This window comes from Micromonospora polyrhachis, from assembly GCF_014203835.1.
Lineage (GTDB): Bacteria > Actinomycetota > Actinomycetes > Mycobacteriales > Micromonosporaceae > Micromonospora_H > Micromonospora_H polyrhachis.
The window spans coordinates 6,671,059-6,695,773 of the sequence record NZ_JACHJW010000001.1 but is presented as its reverse complement, the minus strand read 5'-3'; the positions used below and the strand labels follow the sequence as shown (position 1 = coordinate 6,695,773).

The 24,715-nt window shown below is 68.3% G+C and carries 28 protein-coding genes; 16 read left to right on the top strand and 12 right to left on the bottom strand.

Translation table 11 applies throughout. The annotated features are described in order from the left end of the window. Positions 1-409: 409 nt before the first annotated feature. The 5 genes from FHR38_RS29610 to FHR38_RS33375 all read right to left on the bottom strand — a co-directional run bounded on the left by FHR38_RS29610 (position 410) and on the right by FHR38_RS33375 (position 5,089). A complete protein-coding gene (locus FHR38_RS29610; protein WP_184538386.1) occupies positions 410-1,192 on the bottom strand; it encodes an SIR2 family NAD-dependent protein deacylase in 783 nt (260 codons plus the stop codon). Between the two features lie 23 nt (positions 1,193-1,215). Beyond that, on the bottom strand, positions 1,216-1,950 hold the full coding sequence (locus tag FHR38_RS29605; protein ID WP_184538383.1) for a phosphatase PAP2 family protein: 735 nt from the start codon (positions 1,948-1,950) through the stop codon (positions 1,216-1,218). A 227-nt stretch (positions 1,951-2,177) separates the two neighbouring features. After that, positions 2,178-2,768: a hypothetical protein gene (locus FHR38_RS29600; protein WP_184538381.1), complete on the bottom strand. Its 591-nt coding sequence runs from the start codon at positions 2,766-2,768 to the stop codon at positions 2,178-2,180. A 493-nt stretch (positions 2,769-3,261) separates the two neighbouring features. Next, complete coding sequence (locus tag FHR38_RS29595) at positions 3,262-3,945, bottom strand: response regulator (RefSeq protein WP_184538379.1); 684 nt, start codon at positions 3,943-3,945, stop codon at positions 3,262-3,264. After that, positions 3,938-5,089 carry a sensor histidine kinase gene (locus tag FHR38_RS33375; protein WP_184538377.1) on the bottom strand — a complete coding sequence of 384 codons (1,152 nt, stop codon included), beginning with the start codon at positions 5,087-5,089 and terminating at the stop codon, positions 3,938-3,940. Before FHR38_RS33375 ends, FHR38_RS29595 begins: the two co-directional genes overlap by 8 nt. 108 nt (positions 5,090-5,197) lie before the next feature. Here FHR38_RS33375 and FHR38_RS29585 point away from each other — a divergent pair, with 108 nt between their 5' ends. Genes FHR38_RS29585 through FHR38_RS29575 form a run of 3 tightly spaced genes read left to right on the top strand, consistent with a single transcriptional unit; the run spans position 5,198 to position 7,761 of the window. Beyond that, positions 5,198-6,712 carry a serine hydrolase domain-containing protein gene (locus FHR38_RS29585; RefSeq protein ID WP_184538375.1) on the top strand — a complete coding sequence of 505 codons (1,515 nt, stop codon included), beginning with the start codon at positions 5,198-5,200 and terminating at the stop codon, positions 6,710-6,712. 48 nt (positions 6,713-6,760) lie between these two features. Continuing rightward, positions 6,761-7,105, top strand: coding sequence for a hypothetical protein (locus FHR38_RS29580; protein WP_184538373.1), 345 nt, complete (start codon positions 6,761-6,763; stop codon positions 7,103-7,105). Further along, complete coding sequence (locus FHR38_RS29575; RefSeq protein WP_184538371.1) at positions 7,102-7,761, top strand: nucleotidyl transferase AbiEii/AbiGii toxin family protein; 660 nt, start codon at positions 7,102-7,104, stop codon at positions 7,759-7,761. The genes FHR38_RS29580 and FHR38_RS29575 overlap by 4 nt, the downstream gene beginning before the upstream one ends. Positions 7,762-7,790: 29 nt before the next feature. Here the strand turns inward: FHR38_RS29575 and FHR38_RS29570 are convergent, their stop codons facing one another. Together FHR38_RS29570 and FHR38_RS29565 are read right to left on the bottom strand one after the other, a co-directional pair. After that, positions 7,791-8,420: a hypothetical protein gene (locus FHR38_RS29570; protein ID WP_312882472.1), complete on the bottom strand. Its 630-nt coding sequence runs from the start codon at positions 8,418-8,420 to the stop codon at positions 7,791-7,793. Positions 8,421-8,651: 231 nt separating this feature from the next. Further along, the gene (locus tag FHR38_RS29565) at positions 8,652-9,239 is read right to left on the bottom strand and encodes a hypothetical protein (RefSeq protein ID WP_184538369.1); all 588 of its coding nucleotides are present in this window, start codon (positions 9,237-9,239) and stop codon (positions 8,652-8,654) included. 444 nt (positions 9,240-9,683) lie between these two features. Between FHR38_RS29565 and FHR38_RS29560 the strand changes: the two genes are divergently transcribed. Together FHR38_RS29560 and FHR38_RS29555 are read left to right on the top strand one after the other, a co-directional pair. After that, entirely contained in the window at positions 9,684-10,223 is a 540-nt protein-coding gene (locus FHR38_RS29560) for a hypothetical protein (protein ID WP_184538367.1), read from the top strand. A gap of 52 nt (positions 10,224-10,275) precedes the next feature. After that, a complete protein-coding gene (locus FHR38_RS29555; RefSeq protein ID WP_184538365.1) occupies positions 10,276-11,217 on the top strand; it encodes a hypothetical protein in 942 nt (313 codons plus the stop codon). A 252-nt stretch (positions 11,218-11,469) separates the two neighbouring features. On the opposite strand, the gene FHR38_RS29550 is transcribed toward FHR38_RS29555, so the two are convergent. Further along, entirely contained in the window at positions 11,470-11,670 is a 201-nt protein-coding gene (locus tag FHR38_RS29550) for a hypothetical protein (RefSeq protein ID WP_184538363.1), read from the bottom strand. A 285-nt stretch (positions 11,671-11,955) separates the two neighbouring features. Here FHR38_RS29550 and FHR38_RS29545 point away from each other — a divergent pair, with 285 nt between their 5' ends. Then, positions 11,956-12,984, top strand: coding sequence for an alcohol dehydrogenase catalytic domain-containing protein (locus tag FHR38_RS29545; RefSeq protein WP_184538361.1), 1,029 nt, complete (start codon positions 11,956-11,958; stop codon positions 12,982-12,984). A 70-nt stretch (positions 12,985-13,054) separates the two neighbouring features. Here FHR38_RS29545 and FHR38_RS29540 read toward each other — a convergent pair whose 3' ends face one another. Beyond that, complete coding sequence (locus FHR38_RS29540) at positions 13,055-14,170, bottom strand: geranylgeranyl reductase family protein (RefSeq protein ID WP_184538358.1); 1,116 nt, start codon at positions 14,168-14,170, stop codon at positions 13,055-13,057. A 180-nt stretch (positions 14,171-14,350) separates the two neighbouring features. Between FHR38_RS29540 and FHR38_RS29535 the strand changes: the two genes are divergently transcribed. Beyond that, entirely contained in the window at positions 14,351-14,587 is a 237-nt protein-coding gene (locus FHR38_RS29535) for a hypothetical protein (RefSeq protein ID WP_184538356.1), read from the top strand. A 92-nt stretch (positions 14,588-14,679) separates the two neighbouring features. Next, a complete protein-coding gene (locus tag FHR38_RS29530; protein ID WP_246447943.1) occupies positions 14,680-16,062 on the top strand; it encodes an MFS transporter in 1,383 nt (460 codons plus the stop codon). A gap of 75 nt (positions 16,063-16,137) precedes the next feature. Here the strand turns inward: FHR38_RS29530 and FHR38_RS29525 are convergent, their stop codons facing one another. Next, complete coding sequence (locus FHR38_RS29525) at positions 16,138-16,914, bottom strand: hypothetical protein (protein ID WP_184538354.1); 777 nt, start codon at positions 16,912-16,914, stop codon at positions 16,138-16,140. 312 nt (positions 16,915-17,226) lie between these two features. Here FHR38_RS29525 and gdhA point away from each other — a divergent pair, with 312 nt between their 5' ends. The 6 genes from gdhA (at position 17,227) to FHR38_RS29495 (ending at position 21,002) form a co-directional block, all read left to right on the top strand. Further along, a complete protein-coding gene (gene gdhA, locus FHR38_RS29520) occupies positions 17,227-18,567 on the top strand; it encodes an NADP-specific glutamate dehydrogenase (protein WP_446685682.1) in 1,341 nt (446 codons plus the stop codon). A gap of 123 nt (positions 18,568-18,690) precedes the next feature. Then, positions 18,691-18,879: a hypothetical protein gene (locus tag FHR38_RS29515; RefSeq protein WP_184538351.1), complete on the top strand. Its 189-nt coding sequence runs from the start codon at positions 18,691-18,693 to the stop codon at positions 18,877-18,879. Positions 18,880-19,046: 167 nt separating this feature from the next. Next, positions 19,047-19,544 carry an Asp23/Gls24 family envelope stress response protein gene (locus tag FHR38_RS29510; RefSeq protein WP_184538349.1) on the top strand — a complete coding sequence of 166 codons (498 nt, stop codon included), beginning with the start codon at positions 19,047-19,049 and terminating at the stop codon, positions 19,542-19,544. Beyond that, complete coding sequence (locus FHR38_RS29505; protein ID WP_184538347.1) at positions 19,541-19,855, top strand: hypothetical protein; 315 nt, start codon at positions 19,541-19,543, stop codon at positions 19,853-19,855. Before FHR38_RS29510 ends, FHR38_RS29505 begins: the two co-directional genes overlap by 4 nt. Positions 19,856-19,860: 5 nt before the next feature. Further along, positions 19,861-20,385, top strand: a complete 525-nt coding sequence (locus FHR38_RS29500; RefSeq protein WP_184538345.1) for a hypothetical protein — start codon at positions 19,861-19,863, stop codon at positions 20,383-20,385. After that, on the top strand, positions 20,382-21,002 hold the full coding sequence (locus tag FHR38_RS29495; protein ID WP_184538343.1) for a hypothetical protein: 621 nt from the start codon (positions 20,382-20,384) through the stop codon (positions 21,000-21,002). The genes FHR38_RS29500 and FHR38_RS29495 overlap by 4 nt, the downstream gene beginning before the upstream one ends. Positions 21,003-21,053: 51 nt before the next feature. Here the strand turns inward: FHR38_RS29495 and FHR38_RS29490 are convergent, their stop codons facing one another. Beyond that, a complete protein-coding gene (locus FHR38_RS29490; protein WP_184538341.1) occupies positions 21,054-22,373 on the bottom strand; it encodes a hypothetical protein in 1,320 nt (439 codons plus the stop codon). Positions 22,374-22,666: 293 nt separating this feature from the next. Between FHR38_RS29490 and FHR38_RS29485 the strand changes: the two genes are divergently transcribed. Further along, entirely contained in the window at positions 22,667-23,362 is a 696-nt protein-coding gene (locus tag FHR38_RS29485) for a YqeB family protein (protein ID WP_184538338.1), read from the top strand. Positions 23,363-23,515: 153 nt separating this feature from the next. Beyond that, positions 23,516-23,884, top strand: a complete 369-nt coding sequence (locus tag FHR38_RS29480; protein ID WP_184538335.1) for an FKBP-type peptidyl-prolyl cis-trans isomerase — start codon at positions 23,516-23,518, stop codon at positions 23,882-23,884. A gap of 137 nt (positions 23,885-24,021) precedes the next feature. Here the strand turns inward: FHR38_RS29480 and FHR38_RS29475 are convergent, their stop codons facing one another. After that, positions 24,022-24,471, bottom strand: coding sequence for an STAS domain-containing protein (locus FHR38_RS29475; protein ID WP_184538333.1), 450 nt, complete (start codon positions 24,469-24,471; stop codon positions 24,022-24,024). Positions 24,472-24,715: the final 244 nt, after the last annotated feature.

The window sequence follows — 24,715 nt, the reverse complement described above, 5'->3', positions numbered from 1 at the left end:
GGCAGCGACCAGCCCCGACCCATCTGACGATAGTGAAAAAGGCCTCGCCTGTCGGGCTCATCACCGATCTGACGACCGGTCCAGCCGACCGCGGTACCTCCTGCCGACCGTCCCGAGACACCGATTCCGCGCGCCACCTACGGATGGACATTCGCGCTGGCCAGAGCGGCAACAACCGGAAGATATTTTCGCGGGTCGATCTATCCCTGTACCGGGGAGTAGGGTCGGGCCACACGGCTCGACATTCGTCTTGGGGAGAGAGGAAGTCTGATGCTGGTCAAGTCCGCCCGCACCGACAACGGGGGGCAGGTCACCATCGAATCCGAGCGAGGCTATACCGGATCGGTGTACAAGGTCTATCTCAATGGGGCGTACCAGGGTGAATATTCGTCCATCCGGGACGCACTGGCTAAGGTCCGAGAGTTGGGGGGGAAGCCGTGACGCCGGCTAGCGCAGCAACGATCCGGGGCAGGGCGGTCCCGATCGGCTCACGAACCACGTTGACGGCCAGGTAGTCGTACGGCGTCGGATCCCGGTTGACGATCACCAGCCGGGCACCCGCGTCGACCGCGACCGCGCACAGCGACGCCGCCGGCTCCACTCGGAGGGAACTGCCCACCACGAGCAGGAGTTGGCTCGCCACGGCGATCCGCTGCGCATGATCCAGGATCCCGGGATCGAGACGTTCACCGAACATCACGACCCCGAGCTTGAGGATGCCACCGCAGGACGTACAGGCCGGGTCGTCCGTACCCTCGGCGACCCGGGCCAACGTCTCCGCCGCCGGCGTCCGCACCCGACAGCGGGTGCAGACCACGGTACGCATACTGCCGTGCAGTTCGAGCACCTTGCGCGCGGTGTTGCCCGCCTTCTGGTGCAACCCGTCGATGTTCTGGGTCACGATCCGCACCGCCAGGTCGGAGCACTCCAACTCCGCCAGTGCCCGGTGTGCGACGTTGGGCTCGGCGTGCCAGGCGGCGTGGTGCAGATAGCGCCGCCAGAACCGGACCCGGACCGCCCGCTCGGCCATGAAATGGGGATAGGTGAAGACTTCGGCGGCGGCCGGATCACGGGTCCACACCCCGTCCGGGCCACGGTAGTCCGGGATACCCGAGTCGGTGGAGATCCCGGCCCCGGTCATCACCGCGACCCGGCTGACCCCGTACGCCCAGTCGCTGATTGCCCGCGTCATGGTCGCCGATAGTAGGTGCCCGGCTAAGAACCGGCGAGCTGATTAGTCATCGCACGACGCGAAGGATCGCATCGGCGAACACTGGCCGACGGTAGTGGCTCGGTCAGGCTGGCAACGACGGGTGCGGCGGTCAGGGCGACCAGCCAACCGGCGAGCACGTCACTGGGCCAGTGGGCGGCCAACACCACGCGACTGGCACCCACCGTCAGCGGCCAGCCGGCCAGCACGGCGATCAGGACGCCCCGGGTCGCCGGGGACAGCTCCGGCCAGCGCAGGGCCGCCACGACCAGAGCTGCGGTCGCCGAGCGGCTGGCATGCCCGGAGGGGAAGGCGTACCCGTCGACGGGGGGTCCCGGCCGGACCGGACGTACCCGGGCGGTCCAGGCCCGCACCGCCCCGCGCAGCAACCCGCCGGCGGCGAAGGCCGTGACGGCGAAGACCAAGCCCCGCCTTCGTCGGTGCCGCGGCAGCGTCCCGGCCGCGCCGCCGACCAGGGCCAGCACGACGGCGCCATGCCCCAGGTGGGTCAGTCGCGCGGCGGCGGCGCGGACCGTCGGGTGCCGTTCGCCAAAGTCGTACGCGGCGGCGCTGAGCGCCGCGTCGGCCGCGATCAACTCGGTGTGACCGGTGACGACCAGCCCGGCGAGAACGCAGAAGGCCATGCCCGAGGCGGCGGCCCAAGCCGGTGGCCGCCACGACGCCGTCAGCAACGGTTGCCCACGCATCCCCTCCTCCAGGTTTGCTCTCGGGGTCGTCACCGACCTGGACTCCGCTGGCATCCGGTTCAACGAGGCACCGTCCCAGCCGGCCACCCCGGCCTACCGTCGATGCCCCTCCCCGGGCCGCTGCCGCTCGCGACTTGACATCAATTAGTTGGTCTACGTGTTGCCCACTCCGCACGTCCCAACCCGCAAACGGCCGGTGGCCGGTCCCCAGGGTTTCGGGGGCCGGCCACCGGCCGTTCACGCGATATGTAAGCCGTACGTCAGCTGTTGTTCCAGTGCTCGGCGACCAGGTCAGCAGCCTGGGTCTCCCACTGCGCATAGTGGAACGGGTACGCCGACACCTGAACCTTCTGCGCCGCCTGCGTCAACGGCATCTCCTGCCAACCGTCAACCTGCTTCAGACCCTTCAGGAACGCCGTCGTCGAGTACTCCGGATCCGTGATCTGCTCCACCGAACCCCAACCCGAAGACGGACGCTGCTGGAACAACCCCTGCGAGTCGTGATCATTCCGGTCACCCAGATGACCCAGGTTCTCCAACTTCGACTCCTGCAGGCTCGTCGCGACAGCCACCACAGCAGCCCGCTCGTCCATACCAGCCTTCTTCGTAGCCTTGACGATCGCCTTCACGTTCCCGGTCTGCTCACCGTTCAACGGAATCCGCGACTGCTCACCCTGCACACCGTGCGGGATCAGCTTGTCCATGGCCGGCTTGTCAGCCTGCACCACACCCACCGACTTGACCGGAGCGGCAACCGTCACCTGGTCGGCCAGCGCCGGACCCGCGAACACACCACCGGTGAAAGCAAGACCAGCAGCAGCAAGCACACTCTTACGCAGAATCGTATTCATGACCAAAGCTCCAATACGGGGGAAAGGAAACGCCTCCCGGGGGACAGAAGACGCCAGGGAACACACGCGCAGACACGCGCCACGCTCACCTGAAGAAAAGGGGGGAAAGAACCAGAACGCCACACCCAACCCCAAGGTCCCGGGGCGGGGGCGTAGACAAGATGTAACGACCGGCCAACCGCCAACATTCCACGGTCCCGCAACCCAGCCGGGGTGATCACCCACCCGGGGGTCACGCTACTCGGTCGTACGCGAGATATAACCACCCGCCGGCCGCCAACATTCCGCGCCAGCCCCACCCAGGGCCTGTTGATCATGGCGGAAAATGCCCCACCCAGGCATCAATCCCCCAGTCCGCGCAGTCCGCCAGACCTGTTCGGAGAACCCGGACCCCCGGAACCGGACACCAGGCGCATTCGGAAGCATTCGGAACGAGGAATGTTGCCAGCCACGCGGATTGACGTCGAAGGCGTCATAGATAGGTTGTCAAAGGTCAGAACGACGGCTCGGAGTCGCGCCAACTGTCGGCAAGCCCCGACTCGTAGCCGGCGATCACCAACTGTGCCCGATCCCGAGCGGCCAGTTTCGTCATCAGCCGGCCGATGTGGGTCTTGACGGTCCCCCGGCTAAGGTGCAGCGACTGCTCGACCTCAGCGTTGGACAACCCACGGGTAATCAGTGCCAACACCTCCCGTTCCCGCGGGGTCACCCCGTCGAGCCTGCTCGGCATGCGCCGCGCCACCGGCATACCGGTAGTGAACTCGTCGATGAGGCGACGGGTGACGCTTGGCGCGAGCAGCGCCTCACCTGCGGCCACCACCCTGATCCCGTCGAGCAGTCGCACGGGTGGGGTGTCCTTGAGCAGGAAACCGCTGGCCCCGGCGCGCAGCGCCCGGTACACGTAGTCGTCGAGGTCGAAGGTGGTGAGGACAAGCACCCGAGGGGCATTCTGGGCAGCGGTCACCGCCTCCGTGGCAGCGATGCCGTCGATGCCGGGCATCCTGATGTCCATCAGGACGACGTCGGGTGCATGTGCTCTCGCAAGCTTGACGGCCTCCTGACCGGTTCCCGCCTCGGCCACCACGGTCATCCCGGGGGTGGCCTCGATCAGCAGACGTAGTGTGCCCCGCAGCAACACCTCGTCGTCGGCCAGCAGTACCCGTACCGGCTCACTCATCGTCCGGCACCACCGGGCTGAATGGTAGTTGGGCGCGGACCGCGTACCCGCCGCCAGGCGCGAAGCCAGCCTTGAGGGTGCCGCCATGCATCGCCGCCCGTTCCCGCATACCCCGCACACCGTGCCCGGCCGGTCCGTCGGAACGCCCGACTGTTCCGTCATCGACGACGGCGATGATCAGCACCTCGGGCTCGACAGTGACGGTGAGCTGGCAGCGGGTGGGGCCAGCGTGGCGCAGCACGTTGGTCAGCGCCTCCTGCACGATGCGGTACGCCGAGGCCTGCACGGCCGCCGGCACTGGTGACAGATCCGCCGGCCGCTCGACGTCGACGGTGATGCCGGTGGTGCGGATGTCCTCGACCAGCCGGTCGAGTTCGGTGAAGCTCGGTACGGTGTCGGCCGGATCGCGCAGGGCACCGAGCACGACTCGGACGTCGTCAAGCGCACTACGGCTGACCCGCTCGATCGTGCGGAGTGCGGCGCGCCCCTGGTCGGGGTGGCTGTCGGCGAGGTGGTTGGCGACCGCCGCCTTCATCGCGATCAGGCTGAGATTGTGTCCGACCACGTCGTGGATATCCCGGGCGATACGTAGCCGTTCCTCGGCCACAGCCTGGTCGGCCCGCAGCTCGGCGAGTTGGGCCACCTGCTGGCGACGGGCCCGTACCGCGCGGGCGAGCGCCCACGAGCCGGCGATGATGGTCGCGGCGTATAGCAGGACGGGTACCGGAGTTGTCGTGAACGACTCCTCCCCCGCCCGAGCCGGGATGACCGGGAGCCCGGGAACCGTGATACCCAGCAGGCCGGCAGCCGCGACCGCGCCCAGCACTCCCACGAGCGCGAGCCAGCTCTGCCTCGGGACGACGGACAGCGCGACCGGATAGATCGCGTACGCAATCGCGAGCACCACGGCGTCACCGGCAATGCCGACGGCGATCGCCACCGTCCCGGCCAGCGTCACGACGGTGAGCACCGGCACCGGCCAGTGCCTGCGTACCGTGAGCGGCAGGCAGAACAGTGCGGCGAGTCCGCACACCAGCACGGCGGCACCGGGCGTCCGGACGGCCGTGAAGAGGGCAAGACCAACTCCCACCAGGGCGTCGAACGCCGTCAGCTGCCGCAGCCCGAGCCGTCCCGAGATGACCACGCGGACACCGTATCCGCCGGCTGCCGCCCGGGCATCAGACCACGGTCCGACCCTGGATTCGGACCGCGATCCGATGTACGAATCGCCTGACCGGCCGAGACTTCCCCCATGATCACGCGAATACTCGCCCTGGCTGGCGCGGTGACACTCGCCGCATCACCCACTCCGACGACGCCGCTCGGTCCACCGGCCGGCGTCGACGCCTCGGCCATCGACACTGTCGTACGGGAGTACCGCGACGCCACCGGCCTACCCGGGGCGGCGGTGACGGTCACTCGGGGATCGACGGTGGTGCACGCCGCCGGCTACGGCCACACCCCGGCCGGTGACCCGATCACGGCACACACCCCGATGGCGGTGGCATCGGTAAGCAAGTCGTTCACCGCACTCGCCGTGATGCAACTGGTGGAGGCGGGTCGGGTCGCGCTCGATGGGCCGGTGCAGGCGTACCTGCCGGAGTTCACGATGGCCGACCCCCGGGCAGGCCAGATCACCGTACGGCAGCTGCTGAATCAGACCTCTGGCATGTCGGACACGACATACCGCTCCTTCAGCCGCCGGCCGGTACCAAGATCGTTGCAGGAGGCCGTGGCGACGATGCGTACCGCCCGGTTGGCCGCCGACCCCGGTACGAGGTGGGAGTACCACAACCCGAACTTCCAGGTGGCCGCCCGGTTGGTCGAGGTGGTCAGCGGCCGCTCGTTCGACGACTACCTACGACAGCAGGTGTTCGGTCCGCTCGGCATGACCGACAGTCGCACCGCCAACGTGGCGAGTGACCTGCCGCCAAGCGCGCGGGGTCACCTGATGATCCTCGGTATGGCCGTCGCCGTACCCGAACCGCCGGCCTTCGGCAACGGCTCCGGCGGGGTACTCAGTTCCGCGTACGACATGGCGGCGTGGCTGATCGCGCATGGCAACCAGGGACGCGGCCGGAACGGAACGGCGATCATCTCCCCCGCTGGTCTCACCACGCTGCACACCCCCTCCACGGTCTCGGGGTCCTACGCCCTGGGCTGGTCGATCGCAACGAGCGCGTCCGGAGCACCGGTGATCGAACACAGCGGAGACCTGTTCACCTCGACGGCGTACCAGGCGCTCCTGCCGGCGTCCGGCTACGGCGTCGCGGTCATGGCGAACACCGGCCTGGCCCACGGCGACGCCTCGGCGCTCATCGCACGCATCATCGCGCTGCTGGAGGGCACGCCGGTTCCCTCGACCGGTACGCCGCTCCTGGTCATCGACGGAGTGCTGCTGGCACTCGCCAGCGTTACCGCACTACTCGCCGGCTGGGGGGTGCTTCGCGCACGCCGCTGGGCGGCAGGCCGAAGGGCATGGCTCTGGACGGTGGCACGGTTGCTTCCACTCCTCCTGCCACTGCTGCTCTTCAGCTCGATCCACCACGTGGTGAGCGTGCTCTACCGGGGACGGGATGTCGCCTGGATCCAGGTGACATACCTTTATCCCACTTTCATGGTGTTGCTCGGCACCGCGATGGTGGGCTGCATCGCCGTACTCGTGGCACGCCTTACCGGGCTGGCACGCGTCGGCCGAGAGGTACGGGCGCCAAAGCACCCAACGGGCACGGCCAGGGGAAGAACTACCACAAATCACATGGCGTAGCCGGCTTGGGACGTACCCGGCAGGCGCTGTTCGGGCTACCCTGAGGCCATGCGGGGCGACACCACCACCTTGGCCAGCGTCACCTACCTGGCCCGCCCGGGACGCCCGGCCGTCGTGACCCCGACGGTCGGCGAGCTGACCGGGCCGACCCAGGGCGTGGTGGAACTGCCGCTACGGCTGATGTGGAGCCCGGACCGCACCTTTGACCTGGCCGACCCGGACCAGTTGCTGTGGATGTACGAGAACGTACTGCGCGAGACCACCCGCTGCGCAGACCTGCGGCAACTCATCAACGGTGCCATCCTGCGGCGGGTATGGCCGGACCTCAACCTGCCGCACGGTGTCCGGCGGGCCTGGGAGAGCCGGCACCCCACGCTGCGTCAGGCGGCATGACCACCACCCACGTCAACGGCTTCTACCGAGAGGTCGCCCGCATCGCTCTCTCCGTCGCCGACAAGCACCGGTTCGTACTCGGCGGCGGGGTGGCGTGGGTGGCACACGGCCTGGTGTCCCGCCCGACCGAGGATGTCGACCTGTTCGCCGACGTGGACGGAGCAGCGGCAGCAGCGACCGCAGAGGTACGCCTCGCGCTCGAGTCGGCCGGGTTCGAGGTGGTCGACGAGGAACCCGACACGGACCTGGCCGGGCTCTTCGCCGGATTCGAACTCGACATGAAGGACTTCATCGTTGCCCGGGACGGTCGGCAGCTTCGGCTCACCCTGGGCCGCCTCGACCGGCACCGCAGCCCGGTCGTCATGGACCTCGGTCCGGTCATGCACGTCGAGGATCTGGTGGCCAGCAAGACCGCCGCGCTGATCAGTCGCCGCGAGGCACGCGACTACATCGACGTCGCCGCCGCGTTGGAGCGGTATTCGGTCCAGCGCCTTATCGAGCTCGCTCACCGAATCGATCCCGCTCTCGAACTGGACGACATCCGCGACGTCGGCCGCTATCTCGATCGGCTTCCTGATCAACGGTTCGCCCGCTACGGTCTGACCGACCCGCAGGTACGACTCCTTCGTCAGCAACTGGCCGACTGGCCGCGTTGACCAGGGAGAACGCCTAGCCTGTCAGGGCGTTACCGGCCTTTCTTACGGCGGACGTGCCCACGCCATCCGGCCAGTGAGGCGATGAGACTCCAGCCGACGCCGCCCATGACGAGCATCCCCAGCTTGCCCGCAGAGTCGACGTCGTCGGCATCCTCAAGCTCGACCACCCCGTCCGGGTCAACGACCACGGTCAGCCTGTCACCAACCCGATAGCTGGGAAAGCTGCCCTGATAGATCAGCTGTTCATCGAGCGGCCCGTCACTACCCTGAAGGTGGAACGCATGCCGATTGCCATTGACCTCCACATCGACAATGGCCACCTCTTGCCGGGTGCCACGCCTCTCCAGCACTGCCTCGGGGGCAAGCTGCACCGACCCCACAAGGACGAACACGGCCGGAAGGATCGACAGGACGGCCAGCCAGGTCGCGCGATGCAGCAGGCGGACGGCCACCGCGAAGGCCAGACAGAAGACGAGCCCAGTCATGATCGGAATGACGCTCGACCAGACAACCGTGGCATAGGCGATGCCGGCGTTGACTCCGATGACGGCCACACCAAGCATCGCAACCAGCAACGTCACGACGAGCGAACCACCAGCCGACCAGCGTCCCGCCGGTTGAGGCGATTGACCCGGCCCGGTCGGCTGGCGGATGGGCACCGATGCAGGTCCTGACGGGCTTGATCCACTAGACACACCAAGATCATAACGGCAGCCGGAAAGGAGGAAAGGGCCCCTTCTTATCGCATTTTACATAGAAGAATGCCCTTCCTAGCGACTCGACCGCGAGACACCCAGGCTGCGAGTGCAGAGAGCAAAACGGGCTCCCGACCGGATGTCGTCCGGTCGGGAGCCCGTTGCGGTTCGGTTATCTGTCAGTTGCTGGTCGGGTCAGCTGTTCCAGTGCTCGGCTACCAGGTCAGCAGCCTGGCTCTCCCACTGCGCATAGTGGAACGGGTACGCCGACACCTGAACCTTCTGCGCCGCCTGCGTCAACGGCATCTCCTGCCAACCGTCAACCTGCTTCAGACCCTTCAGGAACGCCGTCGTCGAGTACTCCGGATCCGTGATCTGCTCCACCGAACCCCAACCCGAAGACGGACGCTGCTGGAACAACCCCTGCGAGTCGTGATCATTCCGGTCACCCAGATGACCCAGATTCTCCAACTTCGACTCCTGCAGACTCGTCGCGACAGCCACCACAGCAGCCCGCTCGTCCATACCAGCCTTCTTCGTAGCCTTGACGATCGCCTTCACGTTCCCGGTCTGCTCACCGTTCAACGGAATCCGCGACTGCTCACCCTGCACACCGTGCGGGATCAGCTTGTCCTTCGCCGGCTTGTCAGCCTGCACGGCGACACCAGTCGACTTCGGCGACGCGGTGACAGTCTGGTCGGCCAGCGCCGGACCCGCGAACACACCACCGGTGAAAGCAAGACCAGCAGCAGCAAGCACACTCTTACGCAGAATCGTGTTCATGACCAAAGCTCCAATACGGGGGAAAGGAAACGCCTCCCGGGGGACAGAAGACGCCAGGGAACACACGCGCAGATACGCGCCGCGCTCACCTGAAAGAGGGGGGGGGAAAGAATCAGAACGCCACACCCAACCCCGAGGTCCCGGGGTGGGGGCGTAGACAAGATGTAACGACCGGCCGACCGCCAACATTCCGCGTCAGCCCGTCGCCAGCCTGTTGATCATGAACGAAAACCGGGCATCCGCCCCAGACAGGGTCGGGCAGGAATCAACCCTGAGGGCTGCGAAGGAGCGCGTCGGCACGGTGCCCCGCACGGCGGGCGTACCGGTGGGCCGCCGCGCACGAAGGATTCACGCAGATGTTCTGTTTGCACAGGGTTGATCGCATTGCGGAACTAGCATGCAGAATGTCGCTTTAGCCATACTTCACATCAGCGGAGAAACTTCATGAGATCAAAGCTTGTGGGTGCCGTCATCGCCGGCTTGGCCCTGGTCGTCGGGTCCGCCACCGCCGCCTCAGCGGAGGACACGATTGTGACGGTGACCGTGACAGCCCCAGACGGACTGGCGATCACCGTACCGGCGACGGCGAACATAGGAGCCGGAGTGCCGGGAAGCACCGTGTCAGGTCAACTCGGGGCGGTGACGGTGTCCGACCAGCGTGCCGCGTTGAACGCCAGTTGGAACACCACGGTCATCGCCACCGACCTCACCACTGGCGGTGGCACCCCGGCGGAGACGATCCCGAACATCAACATCCTCCACTGGTCGGGTACGGCCACGTCGACCACCGGAAATGGCACCTTCACGCCTGGTCAGGAAACGCCGGCCGAGGCGGAGATCATCAACGTGCCCCGTACGGCATTCAGCCTCAGCGGCGGAAACGGCGTCAACTCGGCCACCTGGAACCCCACCATCGTGGTAAACATCCCCAGCACCGCCATCGCTGGCACCTACACGGGAACCGTGACCCATTCTGTCCTGTGACCGTATCCGTCGGCTGGCGATCCTGGCGTCCGCTACCGTCCTGGCATTCGCGGTGCCCGTATCGTCAGCCGACGCGCGCCCCGACGGCCACGGTCAGGTTGCGGCTGACGAGACGATAAGCATCCGGCTGCTGGATATCCCATTCGTCCGGGTCAAGGATCCACGTGCCCGCGCCTACATCGTCGACCATCTCAGACCAGGCACCACCATCCATCGACGGGTCGAGGTCCGCAATGCATCACGAGAACGACAGCGCATCGACCTCTACTCTGCCGGTGCCTCGATCGAGGGGAACGTCTTCACCGGATCAGCCGGACGTACCGGCAATGAACTAAGCGGCTGGGTCAGCACCGACGCATCCCACATCGACCTGCCAGCCGGGGCCAAGGCGTCTGTGAAGGTGACCATCGCCGTACCAGAATCCGCATCGCAGGGCGAACGGTACGCAGCGGTCTGGGCTGAGGTAGCCAGGCCACCGACCAACGGCGGCAACATCGGTCAGATTCGCCGGGTTGGGGTCCGGATCTATCTGGACGTCGGGCCGGGAGGTGAACCGCCAACGGACTTCCGCATCGGTGGCCTCGCGGTCGCTCCTGGTCCCGGCGAATGGCCCGTCATCACCGCCCAGGTGCAGAACACTGGCCAGCGCGCCCTGGACCTCGCCGGGACCCTGTCCCTGTCCCGTGAATCCGGCACGGCACGGGCTGGTCCGTTCAGCGTGCGGACAGGCGTCACCATTCTTCCCGGGGAGAGCGGTCAGGTCCGCGCCGAGTTGACAGAATCGCTACCGGGGCGCTGGAACGCGCAGTTGGTGCTGGTCAGCGGCACGGTTGAGCGGAAGGCGGAAGGCAAGATCACCCTGCCTGGACCAGTCATCGCAGACATGATGGAGCCTTCCGGAGGACGCCGGATCCTCATCCCCCTCGGCATCGTGGTCGGCGTCATCGTCATCGCCGTTGTCATGTTCGCCTACCGCAGCCGCAAAGTGCGGTAACAGTGGGTGCTTGCCTCCCCACCCCAAAAGCACGAGAACCAGAGGTTGGGGTCGAACATGCGCCGGACGCAATCGGTCCGGGAGTCGCCGTCCCCCGTTGAGCATCACGACGACTCCCGGACCGTTACCACCCGAGTGGTGCGTGCCTGATTCTGCCCGGTACGACACTGACAGCGCGCTATAGCTTGCCCCCCAGTCCGGGGTGGGGTCAGCCCCACCCCGGGCGTGCCCGGCCAGGACCCGCCGGACCCGTCACCCGCCCGGACCGAGCCGTAGGGCCCACTGGTCGGGGTTACCGGCCGGATCCGGCCGGTCGCGTCGAGGTTCCGTCTCCGTCAGCTCGACGCGGTCCTCCGGGCACACCCGGTCTGGCAACTCACCAAACCTGGCATACCGCAGAAACGCCAACTCCTCGTCCGTAAACCGCTCCCTGGGCTCCCGGTCCTCCGTCATGACCAACCTCCAGGCTCCGGCCGACTGCCGCCCACGGACATCCACCCGACACACCTACCGTCTCCGACATCATCCTCCGAGCAGACGACCGCCGGCACCGGTCGGTCGCCAAGCCGACGCACCCACCGCTTCGGCCCGGTCCCCCATTCCGTCGCCACCACCGGGCCAAGGTGGCGACATCATCACGGCCGCCCTGGGTAGACAGGTGCTTCGACCCGCCCGATGACGGTCTTCGCCGGGTCGCCGACAGTCCGGCACCGGCGACCAGGCTGGATTGGAGAACCAATGCGCGCCGCTCGCCTAACCGCCCCGGGAACCCTGGAACTGGTCGACGTACCCGTGCCCACAGCCGGGCCCGGCGAGGTGCTGCTCGGCGTCGGAGCCGTCGGCGCCTGCCACTCCGACCTGCACATCCTGGACGCCCCGGGGGGCTTCCCCACCCCGATCACCCTCGGTCACGAGATTGCCGGACGAGTCGAGGCGCTCGGGCCGGGCGTCACCGGCTGGACACCCGGCGAGGCCGCCGCCGTCTACGGCATCATCGGCTGCGGGCACTGTCGCGCCTGTCTGCGCGGCCTGGAAAACCAGTGTCGGACGGTGCCGGTCGGCGGCATCGGGATCAGTCGGGACGGTGGGCTGGCCGACTACGTGGTGGTCCCCGCGTCCCACCTGCTGAAGATCGGCGACCTGGAAATGACCCAGGCCGCGCCGCTCACCGACGCCGGGCTGACGCCGTACCACGCCATCGAACTGAGCCGCCCGTCACTACGGCCGGGTACCTGCTGTGTGGTCATCGGTATCGGTGGTCTCGGCCACATGGCGATACGGATCCTCGCCGCCACCACCGCAGTCACCGTCGTCGCCGTGGACAGCAACGAGGAAGCACTGGCGCTGGCCAGCAGGATGGGCGCGCAGCACACCGTACGGGCGGGCCAGGACGCGGTGGACCAGATCCGGCGGATCGTCGGACCGCCGCCGGACGGGGCGGACGTCGTACTGGACTTCGTGGGGGTGGACTCGACGCTGACCCTGGCCCGGTCGGTGGTCTCCGCCGGTGGCCAACTCATGCTGGTCGGGCTTGGTGGCGGCGGACTGACCCTGCAGACGGGTGCCGGACCGGTTCCGGTACCGCTGGAGACCACCGCCCGAATCCCGTTCTGGGGTACCCGGGCCGAGCTTCAGGAGGTCGTCGCCCTGGCGCAGCAGGGCCTGGTCAAAGCCGAGGTGCACGCCTTCCCGCTGACCGACGTCGTCGAGGTGTACGACAAGCTGCGCCGGGGCGAGATCCACGGTCGGGCGGTCCTGGTGCCCTGACCCGCGGTGCCCCTGACCTGCGACGCGCTGACCGGGCCTGCCGCACCGCGCCGGAACCACCGAAGGCCGGTCAGCCGAGCATGGTCAGTGCGGCCCGGACCGGCCTACTGGCCACCGCCCGATCGAAGGAGACGTCACCGCGACAGAACCTGGTGAACATCCGCCAGCCAGGCGGGGTGGCCAGCAACGCGTGGAAGACCTCCGGCCGTCGGGAGAATGCCTGCAACAAACGCTGGCCGGCCCGCATCTCCGGGACCAGTTGCCGATGTACGGCGTGGACGTACCCGTCAAGGTCGCCGCTGGCCGCTGCGGTGCCCGCCAACGCGCCGGAACGTAGCGCATAGCTGATGCCCTCGCGGGTCCACGGTTCGAGCAGCCCGGCGGCGTCCCCGGCAACGATGATCCGACCTCTACGCAACGGTGAATCGGCGGTACGGCATCGGGTGAGGTGCCCCGAGTCGTGTACGGGTGACACGCCGGTCAACCCGAGCCGGTTCACGAAATCCGCCAGGTAGCGACGGGTTCGCTCGCCCTGCCCCCTAGCGGCGATAACCCCCACCGTGAGCTGCTCCCCCTTGGGAAAGACCCAGGCGTACGACCCGGGGATGGGCCCCCAGTCGAGCAGCACCCGGCCCCGCCAGCGGGCCTGGACCGAGGCTGGCACCGGCAGCTCCAGTTCCAGGCCGAGGTCCACCTGGCCGTACTCGACGCCCACCTGGCGGGCAGTGATCCCGGACGACCCGTCGGCACCGACCGCGACCCGGGCGGTCACCTGGCTGCCATCGGCCAGGCGGATCCGTACGCCGTCCGGGTCCTGCTCGACGGCCCGGGCTGCGGTTCGCTGCCGAACCTCGGCACCGGCTTCGACGGCCGCCTGCCGAAGCCGGTCGTCGAACTCCGGCCGTTGGACCAGGGTGAGCAACGGGGTGGACCGGTTCCGGCGGGTGAAGGAACGCCGACCGTCGCGGGTGAAGGTGACCTGACCGATCTGATCCGACGCGGGCACCTGGATCCGGTTGGCGAGCGCGGTCAGGGAGCTGCCGATCAGGCCACCGCCGCAGGTCTTGTAGCGCGGATGCTCGGCCTTCTCCAGCACGAGGGTACGGGCGCCCGCCCGCGCGGCGGCGTATGCGGCGGAGAGGCCGGCCGGCCCACCGCCCACGACCACGACGTCCCATTCGGTCACAGGAGCAGCCTAGGCGACCACTGCCGCGCTTGATCAGCAAGAGCGGGTCCCCCGCAATCAGCAGGAGTCGCACCAGAACGAGGTGCCTTCTCCGATCCGAGAGGAGTCAACCCGGCGACAGCGGGTAACCGCCGCATCGCAGCGTGCCCGACAGCGCTGTCGGGGACTTAGGAGGTCACGATGCAACAGATGCAGCTGTCCGAGCTTGAGCAGCGGGTATACGTCGCGGTCACCGCACTGGAGGCGCGTGGGCAGGTGCCGTATCCGGCAGCCATCGCACAGGAGTCCGGGATTCCCGAGGAGCAACTGGTGGCTCCGCTGCACGAACTCGGCGTGAAGAATCTGGTCCACCGGGAGGACTCCCCTATGGCCGGGCTGGACTTCGGTCCCCGCTGGTGCGCGAGGCAACCGGCATAGCCAGGGCCGCCCGACCGGGCCCACCGGACGCCACGGCACCGGCTGACCGGCGCCGCTGGCAGACGCTGGCCGTCGGCCTGGTGGCCGCGTTCATGACCCTGCTGGACGTGAGCATCGTCAACGTGGCGGTGCCGTCGATCGAGGCCGCACTGCATGCCGGTCCCAGCGACCTCCAGTGGGTGCTCTCCGGTTACGCGCTGATGTTCGGTCTGGTGCTGGTGCCCGCAGGTCGGTTCGGCGACGCCCGGGGCCGGCGTAACGTCTTCATCCTCGGCCTCGCCCTGTTCACTCTGACCAGCGCGGCGGCCGGACTGGCCCGCTCCTCCACCTGGCTGATCGTCGCCCGACTGCTCCAGGGGGCTGCTGCCGGAATATTGAATCCGCAGGTCGCCGGGTTGATCCAGCAGCTCTTTCAGGGAGCGGAGCGGGGCCGTCCGTTCGGGTTGCTCGGTGCCACGGTCGGTATCTCGACCGCCGTCGGGCCGCTGCTGGGCGGCGGGCTGATCGCCCTCGACGGCACGCAGGAAGGGTGGCGCTGGGTCTTCTACGTCAACGTGCCCGTGGGGATCGTGACCATCCTCTTCGCCTGGCGGCTGATCCCCACCCAGCCGAAGGCGCAGCGACGGCGGCAGAGCCTCGACCCTGTTGGCGTGCTCCTGCTCGGCTTCGGGGTCGTGCTGCTGCTGTTGCCCCTGGTGCAGCAACGCCAGTGGCACACCCCGCTGAAGTGGTTACTTGTGCCGGCTGGGCTGGTGCTACTTGCCGGTTTCCTGTTCTGGGAACGCCGCTACGCACGGCACAGCGACCCGTTGTTCGACCTGGCGCTGTTCCGCCGACGTTCCTACTCGCTGGGTGCGCTCATCGCCCTGTTCTACTTCGCCGGGTTCACCGGGATCTTCTTCATCTTCACGCTCTTCCTACAGAACGGGTTGGGCTACAGCGCGTTACTCGCCGGGTTGGCGATCACCCCGTTCGCTCTCGGTTCCGCGGCGGCGGCCGGGTTGGGCGGCCGGATCGTCGAGAGGTTCGGTCGTCCGCTGGTCACCACCGGCCTGGCGCTGGTCGCGATCGGGCTCGGAGCGACCGTGCTGGCGCTGCACTTCGTCCCTGGGCATCAGGCTCCGCTGGCCACGGCCGGACCGCTACTGCTGGCTGGTCTGGGCAGTGGCCTGGTCATCACCCCGAACCAGACCCTGACCCTCTCCGAGGTCCCGGCGGCGCAGGGCGGGAGCGCGGCCGGCATGTTGCAGACCGGGCAGCGCATCGGGGCCGCCATCGGAATCGCCAGTGCCGGTACGGCCTTCTTCGCCACCCTGGCCACCACCGGCGAGGGCTGGTCCAGAGCCTTCCGGATGTCGTTGTTCGTGGCGATCGGATTCGTGTTGGTCGCGCTCGTCGCCGCCCTGGCCGACAGCCTGGCGGGCAGGCACCACCGACCTGTACGGGGCCAGGGCAGCCACGGCCCGGTCGGATAAGAAGCCGGGGAGGGCGACCGGGACGGAGTGGTCAGCCGGCGGGACCAGCGGCCGGTCTGGCCGAGGGTACGAGCGTCAGGATCGACCCGTCCAGAGGTCACGGACGATCTCCGCGGCCTGCTGCTCCCACTGTGCGTACGCGAACGGGTACGCCGAGACCTGTACCCGCTGCGCAGCGGCGGTCAGCGGCAGATCCTGCCAACCGGGCACCCGCTGCAAGCCGTGGTAGAACGCCGTCGCCGAGTACTCCGGGTCAGTGACCTGCTCCACCGTCCCCCACCCGGTCGACGGACGCTGCTGGAACAGGCCCTGGGAGTCGTGGTCGTTGAGCACGCCGAGGTGGCCGTAGTTGTTCAGCTTGGATTCCTGCAACGCGGTCGCCACACCGATCACTGCGGCCCGCTCCGGCAGCCCCATCCGCTTGGCGGTGCCCACGATCGACGTCGCGTTGTCCAACTGCTCCGGGGACAACTGCGTCCTCGCCTGCACGCCCTGCGTACCATGCGGGATCAGGGTCTCCATGCTCGGCTTGGCCTCCGGCACGGCGGAGACGCGGGGTTCCGTCGAGCTACCGGAAGCCTGGTCGCCCGAGGCACCCGACGACGCCGCAGCAGACGGTTCACCGCTACCGGACTGCGCACCGTCGCCGGGCTGCGCACCGGAGACAGCCAGTCGTAGTGCGGCCGCCGCGCCCGGGTCGACGCCGGAGGGCGCGGGGTTGATCTTCGCCGGTCCGAGGACCGGTGTGGTGGCCAGGCCGCCGAGGATGGCCACACCGGCGATGGCCAGTGCCGCCCGGGGGGCCTTGGTCTGCGTGATGGCCGGGAGCCATCGACTGAAGGTGGCCTTCAAGATGGTCTGCCTCTCGGTGGGGGGAGGGCGGTCCGCACCGGGTGAGGACCGCCGGAAAACCTGCCCGGACGGCCGTCGCCGGTGGGGCGTACTACGACAAACTGGCGGAGGTAGCCCCAGGACGGCCAGGGGCGGCGGACGCGGAGGGAGGCGTCCGGCTTGCCCGGCGGAGGCGCCCTGGGTCTCAAGGATTGCAACAGAGCTGGCCAGCCCGACATTCCAGATTTGATCAATAGTACGATTCGCGTCTTCGCCGAGCCGATTCCGGTTGATCATCGCGGACAGCGGACCAACCGCCTTGGAGGATCAATCGTGATAAATGACACGCTGGAAACCGTGTTCGCCAACGTGGTGGGGCGCAATCCCGGCGAACTCGAGTTCCATCAGGCGGTACGCGAGGTCCTGGAGAGCATCGGCCCGGCCCTCGGTCGGCATCCGGAGTATGCCGAGGCCAGGATCATCGAGCGGATCTGCGAGCCCGAACGGCAGATCATCTTCCGGGTGCCGTGGGAGGACGATCGCGGCCGAGTCCAGATCAACCGGGGTTTCCGGGTCGAGTTCAACAGCGCCCTGGGTCCGTACAAGGGCGGGCTGCGCTTCCACCCTTCGGTCTACCTCGGCATCGTCAAGTTCCTCGGCTTCGAGCAGATCTTCAAGAACGCGCTCACCGGTATGCCGATCGGTGGCGGCAAGGGCGGATCGGACTTCGACCCCAAGGGCCGTAGCGACCGTGAGGTGATGCGGTTCTGCCAGAGCTTCATGACAGAGCTGTACCGGCACATCGGCGAGTACACCGACGTGCCGGCCGGCGACATCGGGGTCGGTGGACGCGAGATCGGCTATCTCTTCGGGCAGTACAAGCGCATCACCAATCGCTACGAGTCCGGCGTACTGACCGGTAAGGGCCTCAGCTACGGCGGTGCCCAGGTCCGCCGGGAGGCCACCGGGTACGGCACGGTCTTCTTCACCGAGGAGATGCTGCGGGCCGACGGCGACAGCCTGGAGGGCAAGCGGATGGTCGTTTCCGGCTCCGGCAACGTGGCGATCTACGCGATCGAGAAGGCCCAGCAGCTCGGCGGCAACGTGGTCGCCTGTTCCGACTCCTCGGGCTATCTGGTGGACGAGAAGGGCATCGACGTCGAACTGCTCAAGCAGCTGAAGGAGGTACGCCGCAGCCGGATCAGCGACTACGCGGCCGTCCGCCCGGAGGCGCAGTTCGTGGTCGGTCGCAACGTCTGGGAGGTTCCCTGCGAGATCGCCCTTCCGTGCGCCACCCAGAACGAGATCGGCGCTTCGGACGCCACCGCCCTGGTCGCCAACGGCTGTACGACGGTGGTGGAGGGAGCGAACATGCCGACGACGCCGGAGGCCGTACGGATCTTCACGCAGGCGGGCGTGCGATTCGCTCCGGGCAAGGCGGCCAACGCCGGAGGCGTGGCGGCCAGCGCTCTGGAGATGCAACAGAACGCCACCCGGGACTCCTGGACCTTCGACTACTCCGAGCAGCGGCTGCGACAGATCATGCAGGACATCCACGCCCGCTGCTTCGACACGGCTGAGGAGTACGACATGCCGGGAAACTACGTGGCGGCCGCCAACATCGACGGTTTCCGTCGGGTGGCCGACGCGATGCTCGCCCTGGGCCTGATCTGAACTACCACCGAACGAGGCAAACAATGTGACGCATGTCACCAATTTGCCGGACGGGTAGGCGTTCAGTACCGCGCCGACGGTGTATCCACTGGCGACCGTGCGGGACGTACTGCGGAGGGACTCATGACCCGACAACAGTTCGGCTTCGTGATCGGCTTCCTGATCGCGGCGCTCTGGGCATTCGTCGGCTTCGGCGCCGCAGCCGGCGCGGTGCTCGCCGGTTTGCTCGGCTGGGTCGCTGTTCGCGTACTCGATGGCGACATCACCGTGGGCGGTTTGGCCGACCGGGCCAGCGCGTCCCGGCGTCGCTGACCACCACCCGCCACCACCCGCAACACCCAGTCGACCGGTGTCCACCCGGCCAGCCGGGCGGATCGCGACCATGGTGGCCGGGGAGTCGCGGCCGCGCTGGCCATCCTGCTGTCCCAGAAGCCGGACGGCTACCAGCGAACACGAGCGCAAGCGCGAGGAGGAAGCGGATGACCGACACCGAAACCGCCGCTCGTAGCGACGGGCAGACCAGGACGCGACCACCGCTCGGCGGGAGCACCGGACCCGGACCGGCCCGTGCCCAACTGACCACCGAGGCGGGAAAGACCCGGATCGCCGACGGGGTGATCGCGAAGATCGCCGGACTCGCCGCCCGGGAGATCCCCGGTGTGCAGGCCATGGGGGCCGCGACCAGCCGCCGGATCGGACAGTTGCGCAACCTGGTGCCCGGCGGCGGGGACGGAGCGACCCGGCAGGGTGTCTCGGTCGAGGTGGGCGAGCACGAAGCCGCCGTCGACCTGGACATCGTGACCTGGTACGGGCAGAGCATCGTAGACGTCTGCGACGCCGTCCGCCGCAATGTCATCGATCAGATCCAGTCGACCACCGGGCTCAAGGTGGTCGAAGTGAACATCAACGTCGACGACGTCTACGTCGAGGGCGATACGGACCGGCAGCAACAGCAGCAGGGACAGCGGGTCCAATGAACGATCAGGAACGACTCGCTTCGGCCGTACGCGACGCGGCCCTTGCCGTGCCGGGCGTGGCCCGACTGACCTCCGGTGGCGCGGTCGAGGTCGCCACCCAGTTTCCGGGTGGCAAGGTGGTGGGAGTACGCCTGGGCAACCCCGTCGAGGTGCACGTCGCCGTGGACCGGTCCCCGATCATTCCGGTGACCGAACGGGTTCGGGCAGCCGTACGCGCCGTCCTGGACCGCTCCGGCGAACACCGTCCGGTCGAGGTCGTCGTCGACGACATCGACCCGGTCGCGCTCGCTGTCACCGTACCGGAGAGGTGATGACCATGCGGTTGTTCAACCGGCTGGCGTCGCTGCTGCTGGCCCTGGCGCTGCTGGTCGGCGGTTTGTTGATCGTCGCGGAGACGATACTGGCCGGATGGGACCGCGCACCGGCGGTGATTGACCGCACCGGCTGGTACGACGGGCTCACCGGCACCCGGCTCGATGACTCGCGCACCCAGGCCGTCGCCATCGGCGTGACCGCGCTCGGTCTGCTGATCCTGCTCAGCCAACTCCGCCGCTGGACCCCGGAGCGGTTGAGCGTGACCCTCGGCGACCAATGGCACCTGCACCGTCGATCGGTGGAGCGACGACTGGCTGGGGTGGCCGGCGAGGTACCGGGAGTGACGTCGGCGAGTGCCCGGATCCGCCGCCGGGGCCGGGGCTGGCAACCCCGGATCCGCGTTGTCGGCGATCCGTCGGTACGCCCGGCAGTCGAACAGGCCGTTCGGCGGGAACTCGACCGAATCGCCGCGCCGCAGACCGCGGCGGTCGACGTCGACCTGGCCAGGGGCGGGCGGGTCCGGTGAGCAACGCCGCGTACCGGGTGCTGTGGACGGCTATCGGGCTACTGCTGGTAGCCATTGGCGGCGTCGGCATCGCCGCCAGCTACGGCCTCCTACCCGGTACCGATCCCGACGCACCGCTGCTCTGGTCGGGGCTGCTCAACCTGTGGCGCGACACCACTCCGGCGGGCCTGGCCCTGTTCGTCGTGCTCGGGCTGTTGCTCGCCCTGCTCGGGCTCAACCTGCTCGCCCGGCTGCTGCTTCCCCGGTCACGGCCGGCAATGCACGAGGTGCCCCTCGGCCAACCGGATCGCCGGACCGGAGACGAGAGCCGCCGGACAGCCGCGCCACGCCTACCGGGAACCACCACGGTACGCGGCACCGCACTGGCCCGCGGACTGGAACGCGACCTCGCCAGCGAACCCGAGGTACGACGAGCCTCCGTCACCCTGACCGGTGCGGCGGCCCGTCCCGAACTGTGGATCCAGTTACAGGTGGGGCCGCGCGCCCGGCTGGCGGTCATCCGCGACCACGTCGGGGCCGCGGTGGACCGGTTCGTCGCCACCTCCGGGCTACACCCACACCGGCTGGACGTCACCACCCGGATGGTCGGGCCCACCCGTTCCCGTCGGGTCAGTTGACCCACGGGTGGCACCGCGCCGAAACCGACCGGTCCCGGCGTGGGATCACGGTCAGTCCCAGTCGGCCTGCGGCACGGCCACCACGACCCGGTTGCCCAGGTATTCGGTCTGCGTCCAGAGGTAGTCGGCGACGCCGGTGGTCGGGTCGTGCCAGTAGGAGAGATCCTCCGGGCCGAACGCCCAGGGGTAGGCGGCGGTCCGGCCGGTCTTGCTGTTCCAGTGCCGCAGGGTGCCGTAGTGGCTCGCGATCGTGCCGCCCCGACAGCCGTTGCTGCTGGCGAACCAGTAGCGCCCGTCGTACGCGGCCACCCCCTGCATCTGCGGGTAGCCGGTGTTGTACGCCGCCACCGCGGTGACCGTGCGGCCGTCCGCGCCGGTGCGCAACCGCGAGTCGGCCCCGAAGGGGAACCGCACCAGTCGGGACTTGCTGGCCGCGGTCGCCGCATCGGCGGCGTACTCCGCGACGACCAGGGCCTTCTCGGCCGAGGCGGGACCCCGGTCGACACTGCCGAAGGAGAAGCGCAGCCCACCGGTCTTCGAGCCGACCCGTCCCACCTGCGGCATGACGTACGCGTAGTTGAAGGCCTGGTAGGTGCCGTTGGCCTGCCGGCCGACCGCCGTTGCCGAGTCGGTCGCCACCGAGTAGATCCGGGCGAAGTCGAAGACCCGCAGGCCGCCGCTGGTGTCCATGACGTAGAGGTACTGGCCGTACCAGGCGATACCGCCGGCGTGTAGGGATTCGCCGCCGCCGGTCAGCAGGGGCCGGTAGGTGGCCTGGCCGGCGCTGTCGACGTACGGCTCGACCAGCAGCAGGTGGCGGTAGGTGTTGGCGAAGTCGGCGTCCCAGTCGGTCAGGGAGATCCGGACACCCTTGATCGGCAGTCGGGACGACAGCGGAACCTCCGGGTCGCGGAAGCAGCGGCCGTCCGGAGAGGTCACCCCGACGCCCTTGTGGTACCAGGCCGAGGCGACGAGTTGGTGGCCGTCGAAGTGGCCGTCCGCCGCCGCCTCCCGGGTGGTGGTGAGCCCCTGCGGGTACCACTCCGGGGAGTCGTCGTCGCCGGCCTGCCAACAGAAGCCGATGGTGTCGGCACCCGAACGGTCCTTCAGCGGCTGCCAGGCAGCCTGGTTGCACAGGGCAGACCGGGTCCGGTTCGCCGCGGCCATCACCTGGGAGACGCTGCGTTTCTTTCCGGCGAGTGCGGTATCGAGCTTGGCCAGGGCGGTGTCGTACAGGCCGAAGTCCTGGTCGAGGGTGAAGGTGGCGGGGTCAAGCGTCGCAGGCGCCGCCGAAGCGGCGGTAGGAACCGCGACGGTGACCGCGGTGACGGCGATGACCGTCAGGGCCGTCAATGTAGATCTTCTTCGCATCGATACAGGCTAGTGCAACAAACCTTCACCGACGCGCCCCGGCGATCGCTGTTCATCCCGTTCCGACCGGTCAGTACGGTCGACTTAAGTCGACATCCGATGGTCGACCTTGGTCGCAACGACACGCACCTCCGGCCGTCGCGCCGGCAGCCCCGACCGAGCATGCTGGCAGCATGATCATGCCCAACGGGAGCGGTAGTCCATCCTCACGACCGACCTGGGATGGTCTTCGGGATGGCGTGGACACTCTCGGGCATCGGCCCGATCCGGCCAGCACGACGGGAGGTCCGCTGATGGTGGGGAACGACGGCGGGACGGTGGTGGGCGCCCCCGGCTGGGACCGCCTGCTGATGTGGGGCGGTTTTCCGGTGCTCGGTGCCGGTCTGGGATGGCTACTCAAGGCCGGGGCGGGATGGGTCGCTTCGTTGCCGTGGGCACCGTTTCAAGGGCCGTTCGAACTCGTCGCCTCCGCTCCCGAGCCGTACGCCACGATCGGGGCACCCGTCCTCGGCGGACTCGCCGGCCTGGTCCTGGCCTTCCTCGGCGCGCAGGAGAGCCTCACCGTCACCGTCGCCAACGACCGGGTGTCCCTGAGACGGGGGGACGGAGGGATCCGGGAAATCGACCGGAGCGCGGTCGCCGGGGTCTTCCTCGACGGCAAGCAACTCGTCCTGCTCGGCCGGTCGACGGACGAGCTGGCCCGGGAGAAGAGCGATCTGGACGCCACCCGTCTCACGGAAGCGTTCCGTGCCCATGGTTACCCCTGGCTCGCCGAGGGCGACCCCTACCGGCACGAGTACCGCCGCTGGGTACCCGGGCTGCCGGAGTTGCCGACCGGCGCCGACGCTCTGTTGAAGGCCCGGGAGCGTGCCCTGCGTAAAGGAGAGAACCAGGACGTGGTGGAACTCCGCACCGAGCTGGCCCAACTGGGCGTGGTCGTCCGAGACGAGGAGAACCGCCAGTACTGGCGGTTGAGCCAGCCACGCTGACCACCGGAACCGCGCTGGGTTGGCTGGAGGCCCGTGCGGTGCCCGACGTTCCGGAGCCTCGAGGTTGATCCCTGCCGTGGGGTGGCGGGCGCGGATACGGCAGGATGGCCGAGGCAGTCATTGCCCACATCACTGCGTAATGAGGACCAAGGTATGGAAAAGCCCACAATCGAATTGGTCGAGGGACCGCCGCCGGCCGACCTCGTCGTCGAGGACATCGTGGTCGGGGATGGCGCTGCGGCGGAAGCCGGGCAACTCGTCACGGTGCACTACGTCGGGGTGTCCTTCTCCACAGGTCGGGAGTTTGACTCGTCCTGGGGCCGTGGCCAGCCGTTCAGCTTCGGGCTGGGGGGCGGACAGGTGATCGAAGGCTGGGATCGCGGTGTGGCCGGAATGAAGGTTGGCGGGCGACGCAAGCTGATCATTCCCCCGCATCTGGGCTACGGCAACCACGGTGCCGGCAACCTGATCAAGCCGGGCGAGACCCTCGTGTTCGTCGTCGACCTGCTGGGCGTGCGTTAGCCAGACCGGTACGCGGAGCACCTGTGTCGCGGTCACACCGCTGCGGCGGCGCGGGTGCTCCCGGAACACGAACGGTCGAGCTGGCCCCACCGGGCCTTGGGATGACCGGCGGCCGAAGGATCGGTGGGCTCGGAAAGTCACGAAGCGGGTCGGCCGACACAGGCCGGTTCCCACCACCTTTCGGCCGCCGTCCTCGGACTGGGCGGAACCGGCACGGCCGCTGGCCAGGGCCGTCGTACCGTCGAGTCGAGTGAGGCGGCGTTGCCGCCAATGATAGGGATCACCCGGTTGACGCGGGTGGCGCGCAGGACCCGGCGTACGGTCGAGTTCGGGTTGCACAACACCAGTTGACCGGCCCGGGCCCTCCGCCGCAGATGCACCCCCACGAGTGCCCGTACCCCCGCTGCGGAGAGCAGCGTCACCCGTGACAGATCCACCCGCAACGTCGCCGGATGGACAGGCAGCATCCAGAGTACGGACCGGAACTCGTCCACGTTGGCGATGTCGATCTCCCCCGCCACCCGGACGACGATCATCTGATCGCTGACGTGGACCTCGATGCGAAACTCGTCTCCGCTCTCCCCCACATCTCGACGATAGGCGCCGGCACCGACCGCCACGACCTGCCAGCGGCTGAAATGGCCCTACACCTCTGGCCGGTCCAGGCTCATCCGGGCTCCACCTGGAGGAGGAGACCCCCCTGAGGGAACAACCCTGAACAGCCCCGGATCAGGTGGTCACAGTCGACCGACCGGCGGGAGAGAGCGGTCCGACGGTCCGGACGACCCTCCCCGCCGGTCGGGAGCCGATGTCCGTACGTCGGCCGGCCAG